Below are 17,555 nucleotides of genomic sequence, written 5' to 3'. Positions count from 1 at the left end.
ATCGATTTTATTTATCTTAGCGCAACTGTTTCCATAGATGTCAGCCCGATGCTGGCACCACGAATGCCGCCTGGGCCATGGTACCCACACGGTGCCATCTGACCCGATGACAGCCTCGTCATCGCTGTGCGTACCACAAGAACAAGACAGGCGTTTCTTCACATTCTGCCGGCACACTTGAGCAAGAGGTCAGACTCACATGAATCAATCCCTAGCCGCGTTCAAACGCTGGCGCATCCAGATTTTCGCCATCACCTGGCTGGCCTACGCCGCCTTCTATTTCACCCGCAAAGCCTTCTCGGTAGCCAAGCTGGGCATCGCTGAAGACCCAAGCTTCATGCTCGACAAGGCCGCCATGGCCAACCTCGACGCCATCTACCTGGCCGCCTACGCCGTGGGCCAGTTCACCTGGGGCATGCTCGCCGACCGCTTCGGCCCCCGTGTGGTGGTGCTTGGCGGGTTGCTGATTTCTGCAGTGGCCGCCGTGGTGATGGGCAGTTACGCCACCTTCCCGATCTTTGCCAGCTGCATGCTGGTGCAGGGCCTGGCGCAGTCCACCGGCTGGGCCGGGTTGTGCAAGAACATCGGCAGCTTTTTCCCGGCCTCTCAGCGTGGGCGGGTGCTGGGCCTGTGGAGTTCCTGCTATGCCTTCGGTGGCCTTGTAGCCTCACCGTTCGCAGGTTGGTGGGCCTATACCCTGGTGGGCACCTGGCACGCAGCGTTCTTCTCCAGTGCCGCCGTGGTGGCGTTGGTGGCCGTGCTGTTCTTCTTCCTGCAGCGCAACAAGCCTGAGGATGTCGGCCTGCCGGCTGTGGAGCCCGAGCCGCAGAGCATGGCCCCGGCCGACAACCTGTGCAGCGTGTGGGCGCCGCTGAGGGAGATCCTGCGCAACCGCACGGTGCTGACTTTGGGGCTTGCGTACTTCCTGTTGAAGCCGGCGCGCTACGCCATCCTGCTGTGGGGACCGGTGATCGTCTTCGAGCAGATGCCTTCTGTGGGCAAGGTTGGCGCAGCGATCATCCCGACTGCCTTCGAGCTGGCCGGGCTGCTCGGCCCGATCCTCATCGGCCTGGCCTCCGACAAGCTGTTCGGCGCCCGGCGCATGCCGGCCTGTGTCATCAGCCTGGTGCTGCTGACGGTGGCGCTGGCCGGGTTCATGGCGGCCATGCACACCGGCAACGTGATGCTGGTGGTGGCATTGCTGTTTGTCATGGGCCTGACCCTGTACGGGCCCGACTCAATGATCAGCGGCGCTGCGGCCATCGACTTCGGCACTGCCAAGGCCGGTGCCACCGCCGCCGGTTTCGTCAATGGCTGCGGCTCGGTGGGGGCGGTGCTGGGCGGTCTGCTACCGGGCTACTTCGATGGCGTCACGGTGTTCATTGTGTTCGCCGGCTGCGCGCTGTTCTCGGCGCTGGTACTGCTGCCGCACTGGAACAGCCGCCCGGCCAGTGATGCACAAAGCACCGACGTGGCACCGAATACCAGCATGGCAATCAAGCCACTGCGTACCTGAAAGGAAAGCAAGCGAATGAGACCCTTCTGGCTGCAACAGGCCCTGGATTCGGCGCAAGAAGCGGTGTGCCCGCCGCTGCAGGGCGATACCGGTTGCGATGCGTGCATTGTCGGCGGTGGCTACACCGGCCTGTGGACGGCGCTGATGCTCAAGGAGGCGGTACCGGCCCTGGATGTGGTGCTGATCGAGGCCGACATCTGTGGCGCCGGTGCCAGTGGCCGCAATGGTGGCTGCGCGTTGTCCTGGTCGGCCAAGTACTTCACCCTCGAGCGCCTGTTCGGCATGGCCGAGGCGGTGCGCCTGGTGCGCGAGTCAGAGCGCAGCATCGGGGACATCGGCGCGTTCTGCGCGGCCAATGGCATCGACTGCGACTATCGGCTGGACGGCACGTTGTATACCGCCACCAACACGGCCCAGGTCGGCGCCACCGATGCGGTCATCGCCGCGCTGGAGCACAAGGGGATCAACTCTTTCCACCGCCTGCCGCTGGAGCAGGTGCAGCGTCTGGCGGGTTCGTCGCGGCACCTGGAGGGCTGGTTCTCGCCGGCTGCCGCCACGGTGCAGCCGGGCAAGCTGGTGCGCGGCCTGCGCCGGGTGGCCTTGCAGCGCGGCGTGCGCATTCATGAAGGCACAGCCATGACCGGCCTGGAGCACGGTGCCCCGGTGCAGGTACGCACCGCTCATGGCACAGTGCGCGCCGACCGCGTGGTGCTGGGCCTCAATGCCTGGATGGCGCGTGCCTTCCCGCAGTTCGAGCGCAGCGTGGCGATCGTTTCCAGCGACATGGTCATTACCGAACCGTGCCCCGAACTGCTAAGCCAGATCGGTCTGGACAGCGGCATCAGCGTGCTCGACTCGCGTATTTTCGTGCATTACTACCACAACACCTCTGATGGCCGGCTGATGCTTGGCAAGGGCGGCAACACGTTTGCCTATGGCGGGCGCATGCTGCCAGTATTCGACCAGCCGTCGCCGTACCGGCCATTGCTGGGCGAAACCCTTGGCGAGTTTTTCCCGGCCTTGGCCGAGGTGCCACTGGCGGCCAGCTGGAACGGGCCGTCGGACCGCTCGGTGACCGGCTTGCCGTTCTTTGGCCGGTTGGACGGGCAGGGCAACGTGTTCTACGGCTTTGGTTACTCCGGTAGCGGCGTTGGCCCGTGTCATATGGGCGGGCAGATTCTTTCGTCACTGGCGCTGGGGCTGGATAACCCGTGGACCCGTTCGCCGCTGGTCAAGGGGCCGCTGGGGCTGTTCCCGCCCGAACCGATCCGCTACCTGGGCTCGCTGATGGTGCGCAATGCCATCCGGCGCAAGGAGCGCGCCGAGGATCACGGCTTGCGGCCGCGTCGGCTGGATGTGCGCCTGGCGCGGTTTGCGGCAGCGGCGGGCAAAGCCGATAAAGGCTGATGAGATTTCTTGTCGATCCGATGCCTGAGGGCGTATAAAATGCACCCACTTTTGGCCGGTCGCTTCCTGAACCGGCCGCTGAAACAAGAGAGTCGACATGGGCGCACAGTGGAAAGCCAAACATAGAGAAACAGCGGCCAATGCCAAAGGCAAGGTCATGGGCAAGCTGTCCAAGGAAATCCAGATCGCTGCCAAATCGGGCGCCGATCCCGACATGAACCCACGCCTGCGCCTGGCCATCGTGCAAGCCAAGAAGGCTTCGATGACCCGCGAAACGCTGGAACGGGCGATTCGCAAGGGCGCTGGTCTGGACGGTGATACCGTGCAGTACTCGGCAGTCAGCTACGAAGGTTTCGCGCCGCACCAGGTACCGTTGATCGTCGAGTGCCTCACCGACAACGTCAACCGCACTGTCGCGCAAATCCGCGTGCTGTTCCGCAAGGGCCAGCTGGGCGCCAGCGGCTCGGTGGCCTGGGACTTCAACCACGTCGGCCTGATCGAAGCTACCCCGGAAGGGGACGCCGACCCGGAAATGGCCGCCATCGAAGCCGGCGCCCAGGACTTCGAAGAAGGTGAAGAAGAGGGCTCCACCCTGTTCATCACCGACACCACTGATCTGGATGCCGTGCAAAAGGCATTGCCGGAGCATGGCTTTACCGTGACCTCGGCGAAGATCGGCTACACCCCGAAAAACCCGGTGAGCGCAGCCAGCCTGAGTGCTGAAGCACTGGCTGAGGTTGAAGCGTTCCTCGAAGCGATCGACGAGAACGATGACGTGCAGAACGTCTATGTTGGTCTCACCGCCTGACCTGCTGATCCAGGGCCGCTTTGCGGCCCAATCGCCGGCAAGCCAGCTCCCACAGGGTCCCCACAACCTTCAAGGCTTGTGATGTACCTGTGGGAGCTGGCTTGCCGGCGATTGGGCCGGTCGATTCACTGGAAGGGAGCCTGCATGAACCCCACCTTCGCCTCCCTCAGCCTCGCCCACCTGCGCACCCTCGACCACCTGCTGCAGCTGAAAAACCTCAGCCACGCCGCCGAGCGCCTGGGCGTCAGCCAATCGGCCCTGAGCCGCCAGCTGGCCCACCTGCGCGAGGCCTTCGATGATCCGCTGCTGGTGCGCCAAGGCCGCGGTTATGTATTGAGCGAATACGCCGAAGCCCTGGTCGAACCGCTGCGCCAGGTTCTCGAAGAACTGCACGCCCTGCGCCAACCCGCGGTGTTCGACCCGGCCCGCTGCGAGCGGCGCTTCTGCCTGGCCGCCTCGGACTACGTGGCCGAGCACATGCTGCCGCTGCTGGTGGCCGCGCTGGAACACGAAGCGCCAGGTGTATCGCTGGAGTACCGTACCTGGCAGGCCGGCCAGTATGCGTTGTTGGCCAGCGGCGAAATCGACCTGGCAACCACCTTGTTCGACGAGTCGCCCCCCAACCTGCACGGGCGCTTGCTGGGCGAGGACCGTGCGGTGTGCCTGATGCGCCACGACCACCCGCTGGCCGCGCACACCGCGCTCAGCCAGGCCGATTACCTGGCGCACAAGCATGTGCGCATTTCCGGTGGTGGCGACAAGGACAGCTTCATCGACCGCCACCTGCGCGCCCAGGGCTTGCAGCGGCGGGTCAGCCTGGAGGTGCCGTTTTTTTCTGCCACCGTAAAGGTCATTGCCAACAGCCAGGCCGTGGCCACCGTGCCCGAGCATATCGCCCGGCAACTGTGCCGCTTGCATGATCTGGCATGGCGGCCGTTGGGCTTTATCGACCACAGCCAGCGCTACTGGGTGGTATGGCACCAACGGCTGCAGGCTTCGGCCGAGCATCGCTGGTTGCGCAACCGGGTGTTCGAGCTGTGGCGTCAGTCGCAGTTCGGCGTGCAGGGTGGGCATGCGGGTTTGCCATAGCAGGTATGCGCAAGGCGGGGTTATTCGCTGGGGGACAGGTGCCTAGACTGGGGGCATTGTGTTGCCTGTTCCGGCCTCTTCGCGGGTAAACCCGCTCCCACAGGTACTGCACCGTTCTCGAACTTGGTGCAGTACCTGTGGGAGCGGGTTTACCCGCGAAGAGGCCAGTACAGGCAGTAGATTACCCTCAGGAGAGCCCCCACGTGACCCCCGAACAATTTCGCCAGTACGGCCACCAACTGATCGACCTCATCGCCGACTACCGCCAGACCGTCGGCGAGCGCCCGGTCATGGCCCAGGTCGAGCCCGGCTACCTCAAGGCCGCCTTGCCAGGCACCGCTCCCCAGCAAGGTGAACCCTTCGAAGCCATCCTGGATGACGTCAACCAACTGGTCATGCCCGGCCTGTCCCATTGGCAGCATCCGGACTTCTACGGCTACTTCCCCTCCAACGGTACGCTGTCCTCGGTCCTTGGCGACTTCCTCAGCACCGGCCTGGGTGTGCTGGGCCTGTCGTGGCAGTCCAGCCCGGCCCTGAGCGAACTGGAAGAAACCACCCTCGACTGGCTGCGCCAGTTGCTCGGCCTGTCGGGCCAATGGAGTGGGGTGATCCAGGACACGGCCTCTACCAGCACCCTGGTGGCGCTGATCAGCGCCCGTGAGCGTGCCAGCGACTACGCACTGGTGCGCGGTGGCTTGCAAGCCCAGGCCAAACCCCTGATCGTCTACGTCAGCGCCCACGCCCACAGCTCGGTGGACAAGGCCGCGTTGCTGGCCGGTTTTGGTCGCGACAACATCCGCCTGATCCCCACCGACGAACACTACGCCCTGCGCCCGCAGGCGCTGCAGGCAGCCATCGAGCAGGACCTGGCAGCGGGCAACCAGCCATGCGCCGTGGTGGCCACCACCGGCACCACGACCACCACTGCGCTGGACCCGCTGCGCCCGATTGGCGAGATCGCCCAGGCCCATGGCCTGTGGCTGCATGTGGATTCGGCCATGGCCGGTTCGGCGATGATCCTGCCCGAGTGCCGCTGGATGTGGGACGGCATCGAGCTGGCCGATTCGGTAGTGGTCAATGCACACAAGTGGTTGGGTGTGGCCTTCGACTGCTCCATCTACTACGTGCGTGATCCGCAGCACCTGATCCGGGTGATGAGCACCAACCCAAGTTATCTGCAATCGGCAGTGGATGGCGAGGTGAAAAACCTGCGTGACTGGGGTATCCCGCTGGGCCGCCGGTTCCGTGCGTTGAAGCTGTGGTTCATGTTGCGCAGCGAGGGTGTCGAAGCATTGCAGGCGCGGTTGCGGCGTGACCTGGACAATGCCCGGTGGCTGGCGGAACAGGTCGGGGCGGCGGCGCAGTGGGAGGTGTTGGCGCCGGTGCAACTGCAGACCTTGTGCATTCGCCATCGGCCGGCGGGGCTGGAAGGGGAGGCGCTGGATGCGCATACCAAGGGATGGGCCGAGCGGCTGAATGCGTCCGGGGATGCGTATGTGACGCCAGCGACGCTGGACGGGCGGTGGATGGTACGGGTGTCGGTTGGTGCGCTGCCGACTGAGCGGGAGCATGTCGAGAAGCTTTGGCAGAGGCTGCAGGAAGTGGTTGCAGGCTGAATTTGCCGGGGCCGCTTTGCGGCCCATTCGCGGCACAAGGCCGCTCCTACAGGGGAACGCGCAAGCCTGGGCTGATGCGATCCCACCTGTGGGAGCGGCCTTGTGCCGCGAAAGGGCTGCAAAGCAGCCCCCTGCAATCTATCAGTGGCTCACGGCCTGAAAGCTACCTTTACGGCTAGCTTCATACGCTGCCTTTTCCATCGGCTTGGCATCCGGGTTACCCAGGTCTTCCATCGCCAGGCGGTGGGTTTCCGGGGCAATGTAGGCCGCCAGGGCGCACACGCAAGTGATGAAGAACGCCAGGCTACCGACCACCAGCGGGATGTTGTCCGAGCCAGGTGGTGCAACCAGGGCAAACAGCGCTGGCAGCATGGCAGTCAGCATGGTGCCGATGTTTTGCGCGATGGCCATGGCCGAAACACGGTAGCGGGTGTGGAACAGCTCTGGGTAGAAGCTTGGGAACACCGCGTTGTAACCTTGGTAGACCATGCCCCACATCACGATCGAGGCGGCGAATGCCATTGGCACGTTCTGGATGCTGATCGCATACAGGTAAACGAAGGCCAGCAGGCCAGAGCCCAGGCAGCCGGCGATCATGGTCGGGCGGCGGCCGATCTTGTCCGACAGGTTGCCGATAAACGGGATCACCAGCACCGCGACGATATTGCCGACCACCGGGATCCACAGGTACACGCTCTTGTCGAAGCCGATGCCATAGGCAGGCTGCACCGCGTAGGCTGCGCCGAAGATGGTGGCCACCACCGGGATCACGTTCATCAGGGCCATGAACATCACCAGCACCATGTGCTTCCAGCTGTGACGGAAGGCTTCGCTGATGGGCGACTTGGCAACCTTGTCCTGCTTCTCTTCCTTCACGAATGCCGGGGTTTCATGCACTTCCTTGCGGATGATGAAGCCTGCGATCAGCACGATGGCGCTCATCAGGAACGGAATGCGCCAGCCCCATTCGGTGAAGGCTTCGCTGGGCATGAAGTAAGCCAGTGGCAGGAACACTGCCGCCGCCAGCACTTGGCCAGCCTGCACGCCTTGCAGGGTGAAACTGGCGTAGTAGCCTCTTCGACCGAACGGCGCGTGCTCCATGATCATGGAACTGGCCCCGGAGATTTCCCCGGCCACGGCAAAGCCCTGGATCAGGCGCAGCACCACCAGCAAGGCTGGCGCGAGGTAGCCGATGTCGTGGTAGGTGGGCAGCAGGCCTACCGCCATGGTCGACAGGCCCATCAGGAACATGCACAGCAGCAGTACGTTCTTGCGCCCGCGGGTGTCACCCCAGTGGCCCAGCACGAAGGCACCGACCGGACGCGCCAGATAGCCCACGCCGTAAGTGGCCAACGAGGCGATGATGGCCATCTTCGGGTCGGTATTGGGGAAGAAGATCTGCGGGAAGATCAGTGCAGCGGCCTGGGCGTAGATGAAGAAGTCGTAGTACTCGAGTGCCGAGCCTATCCATCCACTGGCGGTCGCTTTTTTGGCTTGCGAGCTGGAGTGAGCCATCGTTGTCTCCGTTGTTATTGTTGTTTGCGCAGGTTCCGCCGTTGGTTCGCCAAGGCAGGAGGCAGTGGTCGGTATGCCTGCGTCTGTGGTTCATGTTGACCACGGGCCAGCGGTCTAGCAATTCGTTAAAACGGGTTTTGTGCGATAATCGAACGCAAAACTAACCATTCCGTACAAAGAGATTGAAGCGACGACTTTACCTGCGAATAATCGATCGTGCCATAAACTGTGACAGGGGTTTTTACCTGACTGGCACCGTAATTTTCCAACAACAAGGAACTCCCGCCATGCAGCGTTCGATCGCTACCGTGTCCTTGAGCGGCACCCTGCCAGAAAAGCTCGAAGCCATCGCCGCCGCCGGTTTTGACGGCGTCGAGATCTTCGAAAACGACTTGCTCTACTACGCTGGCAGCCCGCGCCAGGTGCGCCAGATGTGCGCCGACCTTGGCATCGCCATCACCCTGTTCCAGCCGTTCCGCGATTTTGAAGGCTGCCGCCGCGACCGCCTGCAAAAAAACCTCGACCGCGCCGAACGCAAGTTCGACCTCATGCAAGAGCTGGGTACCGACCTGGTGCTGGTATGCAGCAACGTTCAGGCCGATGCCCTGGGTGACGAACAGCTGCTGGTCGACGACCTGCGCCTCTTAGGCGAGCATGCCGGCAAACGTGGCCTGCGCATTGGCTATGAGGCCCTGGCCTGGGGCCGCCACGTCAACACCTACCAGCAAGTCTGGAACCTGGTGCGCCAGGCCGATCACCCGGCCCTCGGGGTGATCCTCGACAGCTTCCACACCTTGTCGCTGAAGGGCGACCCGAGCGCGATCCGCGACATCCCCGGCGACAAGATCTTCTTCGTGCAAATGGCCGACGCGCCGATCCTGGCCATGGATGTGCTGGAGTGGAGCCGCCACTTCCGCTGCTTCCCGGGGCAGGGCGAAATGGACATGGCCGGTTTCCTGGCGCCGATTCTTGCCACCGGCTACCGCGGCCCGCTGTCGCTGGAAATTTTCAACGACGGCTTCCGCGCCGCGCCGACCCGGCAGAATGCCGCCGACGGTTTACGTTCGCTGCTGTACCTCGAAGAACAGACCCGCTTGCGCCTGGAGCAGGAAAACACGCCGATCGAACCTGGCGTGCTGTTCACCCCGCCCGCGGCCAGTACCTATGATGGTGTGGAGTTCCTTGAGTTTGCGGTCGACGAAGCCGTTGGTGCGCGCCTGGGTAGCTGGCTGAAGCGCCTGGGCTTTGCCGAAGCCGGCAAGCACCGCAGCAAGGACGTGCAGTTGCTGCGCCAGGGCGATATCAACATTGTCCTGAACGCCGAGCCGTATTCCTTCGGCCACAACTTCTTCGAGGCCCACGGCCCGTCGCTGTGCGCCACCGCACTGCGGGTCAAGGACCAGCAAGCCGCCCTGAAGCGTGCCACTGCCTTCCGTGGGCAGCCGTTCCGCGGCCTGGTCGGCCCCAACGAGTGCGAAGTGCCGGCGGTGCGTGCGCCGGATGGCAGCCTGTTGTACCTGGTGGAGCAGGGCACTGCCGGCCACACCCTGTACGACACCGATTTCAGCCTGGACAAGGCTGCAGCCGCCACTGGCGGCCTGCGCCGCATCGACCACATGGCCCTGGCCCTGCCAGCCGAGTCGCTGGACAGCTGGGTGCTGTTCTACAAGAGCCTGTTCGACTTCGCCGCCGACGACGAAGTGGTGCTGCCCGACCCTTATGGCCTGGTCAAGAGCCGTGCCCTGCGCAGCCAGTGCGGCACCTTGCGCCTGCCGCTGAACATCTCGGAAAACCGCAACACCGCCATTGCCCATGCACTGTCCAGCTACCGCGGTTCGGGGGTTCACCACATCGCCTTCGATTGTGACGACATCTTCCGTGAAGTGGCACGTGCCAAGCTGGCTGGGGTACCGCTGCTGGAAATCCCGCTGAACTACTACGACGACCTGGCGGCGCGCTTCGATTTCGACGACGAGTTCCTCAGCGAACTGGCGTACTACAACGTGCTGTACGACCGCGACGCCCAGGGCGGCGAGCTGTTCCACGTGTACACCGAACCGTTCGAGGAGCGTTTCTTCTTCGAGATCATCCAGCGCAAGGGTGGCTATGCCGGTTACGGTGCGGCCAACGTCCCGGTACGCCTGGCAGCCATGGCCAAGGCCCGTAGCGGCGCGGCGCGCAAGCCCGTGCTCTAAGCCCGACGCGGTCGATGTAGGAGCGGCCTTGCGTCGCGATGGGCCGCAAAGCGGCCCCAGGTTGTGTGTCACGGCATAAATTTCTGGGGCCGCTTCGCGGCCCATCGCGACGCAAGGCCGCTCCTACACCAACCGTGTCTCGGCCACCATCAACAGCGACTGCGGCACCGCACTTTGCGGGTGCTGTGGTTCCTGCAAACTGACCAGGCGCAACCCGGCCATGTCCAGTGCATTCAGCCAGCTGGCCAACGTACGGAAGTACCACGGCATCGGTTGCCAGTCCCCGGCAAACCCGGCAAAAGACTCCTCTCGCCAGCCATCCTGGTAGTCACCGCCTGCCACGCTCCATGGGTGCAGGGTCTGGATCACCAGCGCCCCACCTGGCACCAGCAATTCATTCATCGCCGCCAACAGCGGAATGATGTCCTGGTGCAACAGCGCAAAGTTGGCACAAACCAGGTCATAGCCTGTGCCTACACAGGCCTGCGCATCGGCCAACTGCGCATAACTGGCCAGGTGGACCTCGGCCGAGCCCGCAGCGCGCGCGGCCTCTACCAGCGCCCGGTCACCATCGACGCCCACGGCTTCGATACCGCGGTCGTGCAGCGCACGCATCAACCAGCCCTCACCGCAGCCCAGGTCCAGTACCCGTTCGGGCTGGCGGCCAAGGATGGTTAGCAAAATGGCCTGGTCGGTGACCTGCCGACGGCTCTCGATGGCGCCGCTGCGCACGGCGTCGATCCAGGCTTGGGCGTTGTGCTGCCAACTGTCGAGCAAGGTGCATTCAGGATCAGGCATGGTGGTGTCCCGGTGGTTGAACTTGCGTTGTGTTGAAACGCTACCTTAATATTGAAAACAATTCTCACTTGCGTGAACAGAATCGCCCCCATGAGCGACGTGCTACCCGGCTCCGACAATCACCTGCGCAATGTAGAGGCGCTCTACAACGGCCACCAGGGCTGGCTGCATGCCAGGCTGCGCAGGCGCCTGGGCAATGCGGTCGATGCGGCCGACCTGGTGCAGGATACCTTCGCGCGCATCCTGGCCTCGAAAACCGTGGTGTTTGATGAGCCTCGCGCCTATTTGAGCTGTGTCGCCGGGGGCATCCTTGCCAACTGGTGCCAGCGTAAATCGCTGGAGCGTGCCTACCTCAAGGCGCTTGAGCACTTGCCAGCACCTGAGGTGCCTTCGCCCGAGGCCCGCTTGCTGATCCTGGAAACCCTGCACGAAATAGATGCCATGCTCGACACGCTGCCAGCTTTGGTCAGGCGCGCGTTCCTGTTGTCCCAGCTGGGCGGCATGAAGTACGAAGCCATTGCCGAGCAGCTAGGTGTGTCGCTCATCACCATCAAGCGTTACATGAAACAGGCGTTTCTCCAGTGCTTGAGGCTGGTCGACTAGATGGCTGATGTCCAGCGTGGCGGCCCAACGGCTACCGAGGCACTTGAAGAAGCGGCCGAGTGGTTGATGGCCATGAGTGCAGGCGCAGTGACCGATGCGCAAAGGGCCGACTGGTTGGCCTGGCGCAGCAGCAGCCCCGAGCGTGCGCAGGCCTGGCAACGTGCCGAACGGCTGATGGGCAAGCTGGACGGTTTGCCGCCGGCGCTGTCGATGTCGGCGCTCGACCGCCCGGCCGACCCGGGCCGACGGGCGATGATCAGCCGGTTGGCGTTGCTGCTGGCCGTGCTTCCGGCAAGTTGGGCAGGCTGGAAGCTGACCGAGCGACAAGGATGGGCCGCGGACTATCGCTCGACTGTAGGCGAGTGCCGCCAGCTCACCTTGGCCGATGGTACGCAGATCTTCCTCAATACCGACTCTGCAATCGACATACGTTTCGATGCCGATGAGCGCTTCATTCAACTGCGCCGGGGCGAAATTCTGGTGCAGACAGCGCCTGATATCGTAGTGCCTGCGCGCCCCCTGCGGGTGGCAACACGGGAGGGGCGCATGCAAGCCCTGGGCACGCGCTTCAGCGTGCGAGAGCTGGACGGGCGCACTTACCTGGCGGTTATCGAAGGGGCCATTCGCATCGAGCCCGCCCGCGCGGCGGCCAAGGCCGGCACCGTTGTACAGGCCGGCGAGCGTGTCGATTTCACTGCACACACGGTCGGCCGGCCGGTGCCGGTTGACGCCACCGCGACGGCCTGGACCCAGGGGATGCTGCTGGCAGACGGCATGCGGTTGGATGACTTTGTGACCCAGCTGGCGCGCTACCGGCGCGGCGTCATTCGCTGCGACCCGCGCATTGCCGGCCTGCGTATTTCCGGGGCGTTTCCGGTCAGCGACACTCAGCGCAGCCTGAGCATGCTGGAGTCGACCTATGCATTGCGGGTATCCGCGCACATCAATGGCTACTGGACTCTGCTTTATCCCGCAGCGCCGTGAAATGCCGGACGCGGAAAAAAAACTGCTTTGTGGCTGATACTTTTTTCAGTCTCGGCTGGCAACTGGAATGAACACTTCCATTCCCAGCCAGAAGGACCCGCCTGTCATGCCTGTTGCAAGTTGCCCATCGCCTAAGCGTGCGTTAGCTGTTGCGGTACGCAGCACACTCTTCGGTGCAGTTCTGGTATCAGGGGCCGGCTACCTTTTGCCCGCCGTCGCGCAACCCCTGGATAGCGTGAGCATCCGTACTTACGAAATTGCCCCGGGCAGTCTGGGGCGGGTGTTGTCCAGTTTCGCGCTGGCCTCGGGCGTTGCGCTGTCGTTTGAACCGGCACTCACCGATGGCCTGCAGAGTCCTGGGCTGAGCGGTGCTTATTCGGCGCGTGAGGGTATCGCCCAGCTGCTTGCCGGCAGTGGCCTGGAGCTGGTGGAACTGAGCAACGGCAGTTACCAACTGATCCGTCAGCCAAGCAGTGATGAAGGCCTCACGCTGGCCGCCACGACCATTGACGCCAACAGCATGCGCCACGAAACACTGCCAGAGGCCTACGCAGGCGGACAGGTTGCACGCGGCGGGCGGCTAGGCATGCTTGGCAACAAAGACGTGATGGATACGCCCTTCAACGTCACCAGCTACACCGCAAAAACACTGGCTGACCTGCAGACGGTGACTGTGGCCGATGCCCTGGAGCGTGACCCCTCTGTGCGCTCCACCGGGCAGACGGGTGGCATCGTCGACTCGTTTTTCATTCGCGGCTTCCCGGTGGGTGAAGGCAACCTGGGCGAGCTGGCCTTCGATGGTGTGTATGGCGTTGCACCCAATTACCGCGTGTTCACCGAATATGCCGAACGGGTCGAAGTGCTCAAGGGGCCGGGGGCCCTGATGTACGGTATTTCCCCGAACAGCGGCGTTGGCGGCGTGATCAATATCGTCCCCAAGCGCGCGCTCGCCGAAGATTTGACCCGTGTCACCGCCAGCTACAGCTCTGACACCCAGGTGGGCGGCCACCTCGACATCAGCCGCCGCTTCGGGGATCAGCGGCAATGGGGTGTGCGTTTCAACGGCAGCCTTGCCCAGGGCGACACGGCTATCGATGACCAGCAACGTGCGCTGGACATTGGCGCTATTGCCCTGGACTACCAAGGTGAGCGCTTGCGCCTGAACCTGGACTTCATCAGCCAGAAGGAGCGGTGGGATGCTGCCTCGCGCCCCTTCACCGTGGCCCCCGGTTTCGACGTCCCCTCTGCCGCCAGTGGCCGTACCAATCTGCCGCAGGACTGGGGTTGGTCGAGAACCACTGAACAGTCAGCGTTGCTGGGTGGGGAATACGACATCAGCGACGCGTTGACGGTGTTCGCCCATGCCGGTGGCGGCAGGGCAGATGTGGCGCGGGTGTCCGACCAGGTTCCACGGATCCTCAACGCGGCGGGTGACACCAGCAATATCCCCGGTTACTACAAGTTCAACGTCGACCGCTCCACCGCCGACGTCGGGCTGCGTGGGTTGTTTGAAACCGGGCCGGTCAACCATACGATTACCGCCATGGCCACGCGGTATCAGGATGAGTTGTCCCGTGGCATCAACAACGGCACGGAAATCCGCTCGAACATCTACCACCCGGTAGAGGTGCCCAAGCAGTACATCGCTGCGCCAAAGGTGGACCGGGTGTCCGAGGCCGAGCTGTCTGGTGTCGCCTTGACTGATACCTTGTCGGTCCTCGATGACCGTATGCAACTGACGCTGGGAGTGCGGCGGCAGGAAATCGAGTCACGCAACTACAGCACCACAGGTACGGTGACCTCGCGCTACAAAGACAGTGCAACCACCCCCGTGGCAGGCGTAGTGGTCAAGCCGTGGGAAAACATTTCGCTGTACTACAACTATGTCGAAGGCTTGAGCAAAGGTGATGTCGCACCGGCCACGGCAAGCAATGCCGGTGAAGCGTTCGCGCCTTACAAGACCAAGCAGCACGAGCTGGGAGTGAAGTACGAGCACAACACGTTCATGACCACCTTATCGGTATTCCAGATAGAGAAACCCAGCGGTGAGCTGGGCGCTGGCAACCAGTTCTCGGTGCAGGCACAGCAACGTAACCGTGGGGTCGAGCTGAGCATGTTTGGCGAGGTTGCGCCGGGCACCCGGTTGCTGGGTGGCATGACTGTGCTGGACAGCAAACTGACCGATTCGGCCACGGCCGCCAACAAGGGCAACGAGGCAGTAGGTGTGCCAGATGTGCAGGCCAACCTGTGGGCCGAGTGGGACATCCCCCGGGCAGAAGGCGTCACACTGACCGGAGGTGCCATCTATACCGGCAGCCAGTACATCAACCAGGCCAACACCCAGGAACTCGATGCCTGGACACGTTTCGATGTGGGGGCGCGCTACGCCACGCGCATCGACGGCCACCCTACAACGTTCCGGGTGACGGTGCAGAACGTGTTCGACCGCGAGTACTGGTCGGGGGTGGCTTCGTACGGTGCAATATCGCCGGGTTACCCGAGGGCGCTGCAGATGTCAGCCGCGGTTGACTTCTGATGTAGGGCTGCCCTCTTTTTCAGCAATCGCGACGCGTCAGAAACTGTACCTGAAACTGGTCATCAGGTTGCGTGGCGCGCCGTAGACACCGTACAGCCCGGACTGGCTGTAATACGCACGATCAAACACGTTGTTCAGGTTGACCGTGGCGCTGAGGTGCTCGTTGATGTCATAGCGAGCCATCAGGTTGGTGACTGCGTAACTGCCCTGGCTGAAGGTGTGCAGGTCGGCGCCGACCTTGCTCTGCCAGTTCACGCCGCCGCCGACGGTGACTTTGTTCAGCGGCCCGTGCAGGCGATAGCTGCTGAAGGTCTTGAAGCTGTTGCGTGGCAGGTTGGTGTTGATGCGCTGGTCGTCGGCATCGGTGGTTACCGAATAGGCGTAACCGGCAGATGCCTGCCAACCTTCGGCCAGTTCACCGTTCACCTCAAGCTCGATGCCCTTGGACGTGGTGTCCTGTTCAGCGGTGTAGACGTTGTCGTGTTGCCAGATCGCCAGGTTGTCCTGCTCCAGTTTGAACAGCGCCAGGCTGGAGTTGAGGCGGCCATCGAGGTGCGAACCCTTGATGCCGATTTCATAACCTTTGCCTTCCATGGGGTCCAGCGGCTTGTCGTCTTCATCGGTGACCCAGGAGGCCTGCGGGTTGAAGATCTTGGTGTAGCTGGCATACAGCGACCAAGTCTCATCCAGGTCGTAGACCACCCCGGCATAGGGGATGAACACGCCGTTTTCTTCGCGATTGACCTCGCTAGCTTCGCCACCGTACGGGCGATCGGACGTGTCGCGTTTCCAGTCGATGACGCGGCTACCGACAATCAGGCTCAGGTCGTCCGTCACGCTGAACCGCGCAGTCAGGTACGCCGCATACTGGTCCTCATCGATCGACGACTTTCCGCTTTCGCTGAAGGCCGGTTTTGCCGAGTTGCCATCCCAGTCGAACAGGTTGTCGATAGCACCTGCCGGTGAGCCGGCATAGTCATAGCGCCAGCCGCCCCAACTTGGCGTGCTCTCTTTGTATTGCGACAGGGTAACGCCAGTGATCAGCTCGTGATCCCGGCCGAACAGGCCGAACGGGCCGGTGACATACAGGTCCAGGTTGTCCTGGCGCGGCGTGCCCGAGAAACGCACGGGCAACTGCGACAGGCCGCTACCATCGGTGTTCAGGCTGCCCATGGCAAAGTTGAACAGTTCATCGAACTTGTTTTCGGCATGGGTCAGTTCTAGCTTGCCGCTCCAGCCGTTGCCCAGTTGTTGCTCGATCGAGGTGAAGAAGCTGGTTTGCTCATGGTCGTTGTAGGACCAGTCCGGCGCGGCGTTGAGCGAGCGCTTGAGGTCGGTGCGCTGGCCGGTGCTGAAACGCGTTGGCAGGCCGGAGCGCAGCGGCGAGTCTATATCGCTGCGCAGGTAGCTGAAGCCCAGCGTCAACAACGTGTCTTCGCTCACGTCGAATTCGGTAATACCGTAGATCAACTGCGATTGCTGGTTGTAGCGGTCAATCCAGGCTTTCTCGGTCTTGTAGTCGGCGACCAGGCGCCCGCGAACATTCCCCGATTCGGTCAATGGCCCGGATACATCGAAACCGGTGCCATAGCGGTCCCAATTGCCGGCCTCCCCGGTAATGCTGGCTTGCATTTCGCTGGTTGGGCGCTTGCGGATCAGGTTGATGGTGGCAGAAGGGTTGCCCATGCCGCTGATCAAGCCCGTAGCACCGCGCACGATTTCGATACGGTCGTACATCGCCATGCTTTGCGAGTAGTTGTCCAGGCGGGTACTGGTGGGCACACCGTCCACCTCATAGTTCTGGATGGCAAAGCCACGCGACCAGTAGGAGTCGCTTTCCGAGCCCAGGCCATCGCGGACCACGGTGATGCCAGGGGCGGCCTCGAGCGCATCGGTCAGGTTGGTCAGGCGCTGGTCATCCAGGCGCTGGCGGGTCATCACGGTCAGCGATTGTGGGGTTTCCTTGGGTGTGAGGTTCAGGCGCGTCGAGCTGCTGGACGAATAGGTGGTGTACAGCCCGGTGCCCTCGGTAGTCGAGCCGGGGGCCTTGCCGGAAATCGACACCGCACTTAGCTCCAGGGCACTGCCGACAGTGGCTTGCAGCGAATAGTTGCCGTTGGCGCCCCGGCTGGCCTCAAGCCCCGAGCCCGCCAGCAGTATCGCCAGGCCTTGGTCGACCTCGAAGTGGCCCTGCAGGCCCCCGGTGCTGCGCCCTTCAGCCAACGAGGTGGGGTACGAAAGCAAGATGTGCGCGGCCTGCCCGAAACGCGCCAGGGCAGGGGCCAGGGGCCCAGCCGGGATGTCGAAATCGACCTGACGTTGTTCGGCGGCTACGGCCCATGCGGGCAGCACCAGCAGCGGCGCGGATGCGCTCATGCCGACAATGCCTTGCACCACGGCCACGGCCAGCGTGTGTTTGATCGAAGCCGGTTGGCCCGGGTGTTTAATGGCGGTGGATTTCACGCGTTGTTCCCCATTGCATCAAGTG

At 63.1% G+C, this 17,555-nt stretch carries 12 protein-coding genes; 9 read left to right on the top strand and 3 right to left on the bottom strand.

The genetic code is table 11. The features are described from left to right. The first annotated feature begins 199 nt into the window (after positions 1-199). The 5 genes from N805_RS11995 (at position 200) to N805_RS11975 (ending at position 6,436) form a co-directional block, all read left to right on the top strand. Positions 200-1,516 (top strand): MFS transporter, encoded by a 1,317-nt coding sequence (locus tag N805_RS11995; protein WP_028613504.1) that lies wholly within the window; start codon positions 200-202, stop codon positions 1,514-1,516. Between the two features lie 15 nt (positions 1,517-1,531). Further along, positions 1,532-2,923, top strand: coding sequence for an FAD-dependent oxidoreductase (locus N805_RS11990; protein ID WP_028613505.1), 1,392 nt, complete (start codon positions 1,532-1,534; stop codon positions 2,921-2,923). Positions 2,924-3,020: 97 nt separating this feature from the next. Beyond that, a complete protein-coding gene (locus N805_RS11985) occupies positions 3,021-3,731 on the top strand; it encodes a YebC/PmpR family DNA-binding transcriptional regulator (protein ID WP_016500402.1) in 711 nt (236 codons plus the stop codon). Between the two features lie 144 nt (positions 3,732-3,875). Beyond that, complete coding sequence (locus N805_RS11980; protein WP_028613506.1) at positions 3,876-4,820, top strand: LysR family transcriptional regulator; 945 nt, start codon at positions 3,876-3,878, stop codon at positions 4,818-4,820. Between the two features lie 203 nt (positions 4,821-5,023). After that, positions 5,024-6,436 (top strand): DOPA decarboxylase, encoded by a 1,413-nt coding sequence (locus tag N805_RS11975; RefSeq protein WP_028613507.1) that lies wholly within the window; start codon positions 5,024-5,026, stop codon positions 6,434-6,436. Positions 6,437-6,577: 141 nt separating this feature from the next. On the opposite strand, the gene N805_RS11970 is transcribed toward N805_RS11975, so the two are convergent. Next, positions 6,578-7,951 (bottom strand): MFS transporter, encoded by a 1,374-nt coding sequence (locus N805_RS11970; protein ID WP_028613508.1) that lies wholly within the window; start codon positions 7,949-7,951, stop codon positions 6,578-6,580. Between the two features lie 287 nt (positions 7,952-8,238). Between N805_RS11970 and quiC the strand changes: the two genes are divergently transcribed. Then, on the top strand, positions 8,239-10,146 hold the full coding sequence (gene quiC, locus N805_RS11965; RefSeq protein ID WP_028613509.1) for a 3-dehydroshikimate dehydratase QuiC: 1,908 nt from the start codon (positions 8,239-8,241) through the stop codon (positions 10,144-10,146). A 123-nt stretch (positions 10,147-10,269) separates the two neighbouring features. Here quiC and N805_RS11960 read toward each other — a convergent pair whose 3' ends face one another. Next, on the bottom strand, positions 10,270-10,944 hold the full coding sequence (locus N805_RS11960) for a class I SAM-dependent methyltransferase (protein ID WP_028613510.1): 675 nt from the start codon (positions 10,942-10,944) through the stop codon (positions 10,270-10,272). Between the two features lie 90 nt (positions 10,945-11,034). Between N805_RS11960 and N805_RS11955 the strand changes: the two genes are divergently transcribed. From N805_RS11955 to N805_RS11945, 3 genes are all read left to right on the top strand, one after another. Next, positions 11,035-11,547 carry a sigma-70 family RNA polymerase sigma factor gene (locus tag N805_RS11955; protein WP_028613511.1) on the top strand — a complete coding sequence of 171 codons (513 nt, stop codon included), beginning with the start codon at positions 11,035-11,037 and terminating at the stop codon, positions 11,545-11,547. Beyond that, positions 11,548-12,531, top strand: a complete 984-nt coding sequence (locus N805_RS11950) for a FecR domain-containing protein (RefSeq protein ID WP_028613512.1) — start codon at positions 11,548-11,550, stop codon at positions 12,529-12,531. A gap of 106 nt (positions 12,532-12,637) precedes the next feature. Continuing rightward, positions 12,638-15,067 (top strand): TonB-dependent receptor, encoded by a 2,430-nt coding sequence (locus N805_RS11945; RefSeq protein ID WP_028613513.1) that lies wholly within the window; start codon positions 12,638-12,640, stop codon positions 15,065-15,067. 36 nt (positions 15,068-15,103) lie between these two features. Here N805_RS11945 and N805_RS11940 read toward each other — a convergent pair whose 3' ends face one another. Further along, positions 15,104-17,443 carry a TonB-dependent siderophore receptor gene (locus N805_RS11940; protein WP_080956861.1) on the bottom strand — a complete coding sequence of 780 codons (2,340 nt, stop codon included), beginning with the start codon at positions 17,441-17,443 and terminating at the stop codon, positions 15,104-15,106. Positions 17,444-17,555 lie beyond the last annotated feature (112 nt).

This window comes from Pseudomonas putida S13.1.2, assembly GCF_000498395.2.
GTDB lineage: Bacteria > Pseudomonadota > Gammaproteobacteria > Pseudomonadales > Pseudomonadaceae > Aquipseudomonas > Aquipseudomonas putida_Q.
Note: the sequence above shows the minus strand (reverse complement) of the source record. Positions and strands in the feature narration are given on the sequence as shown.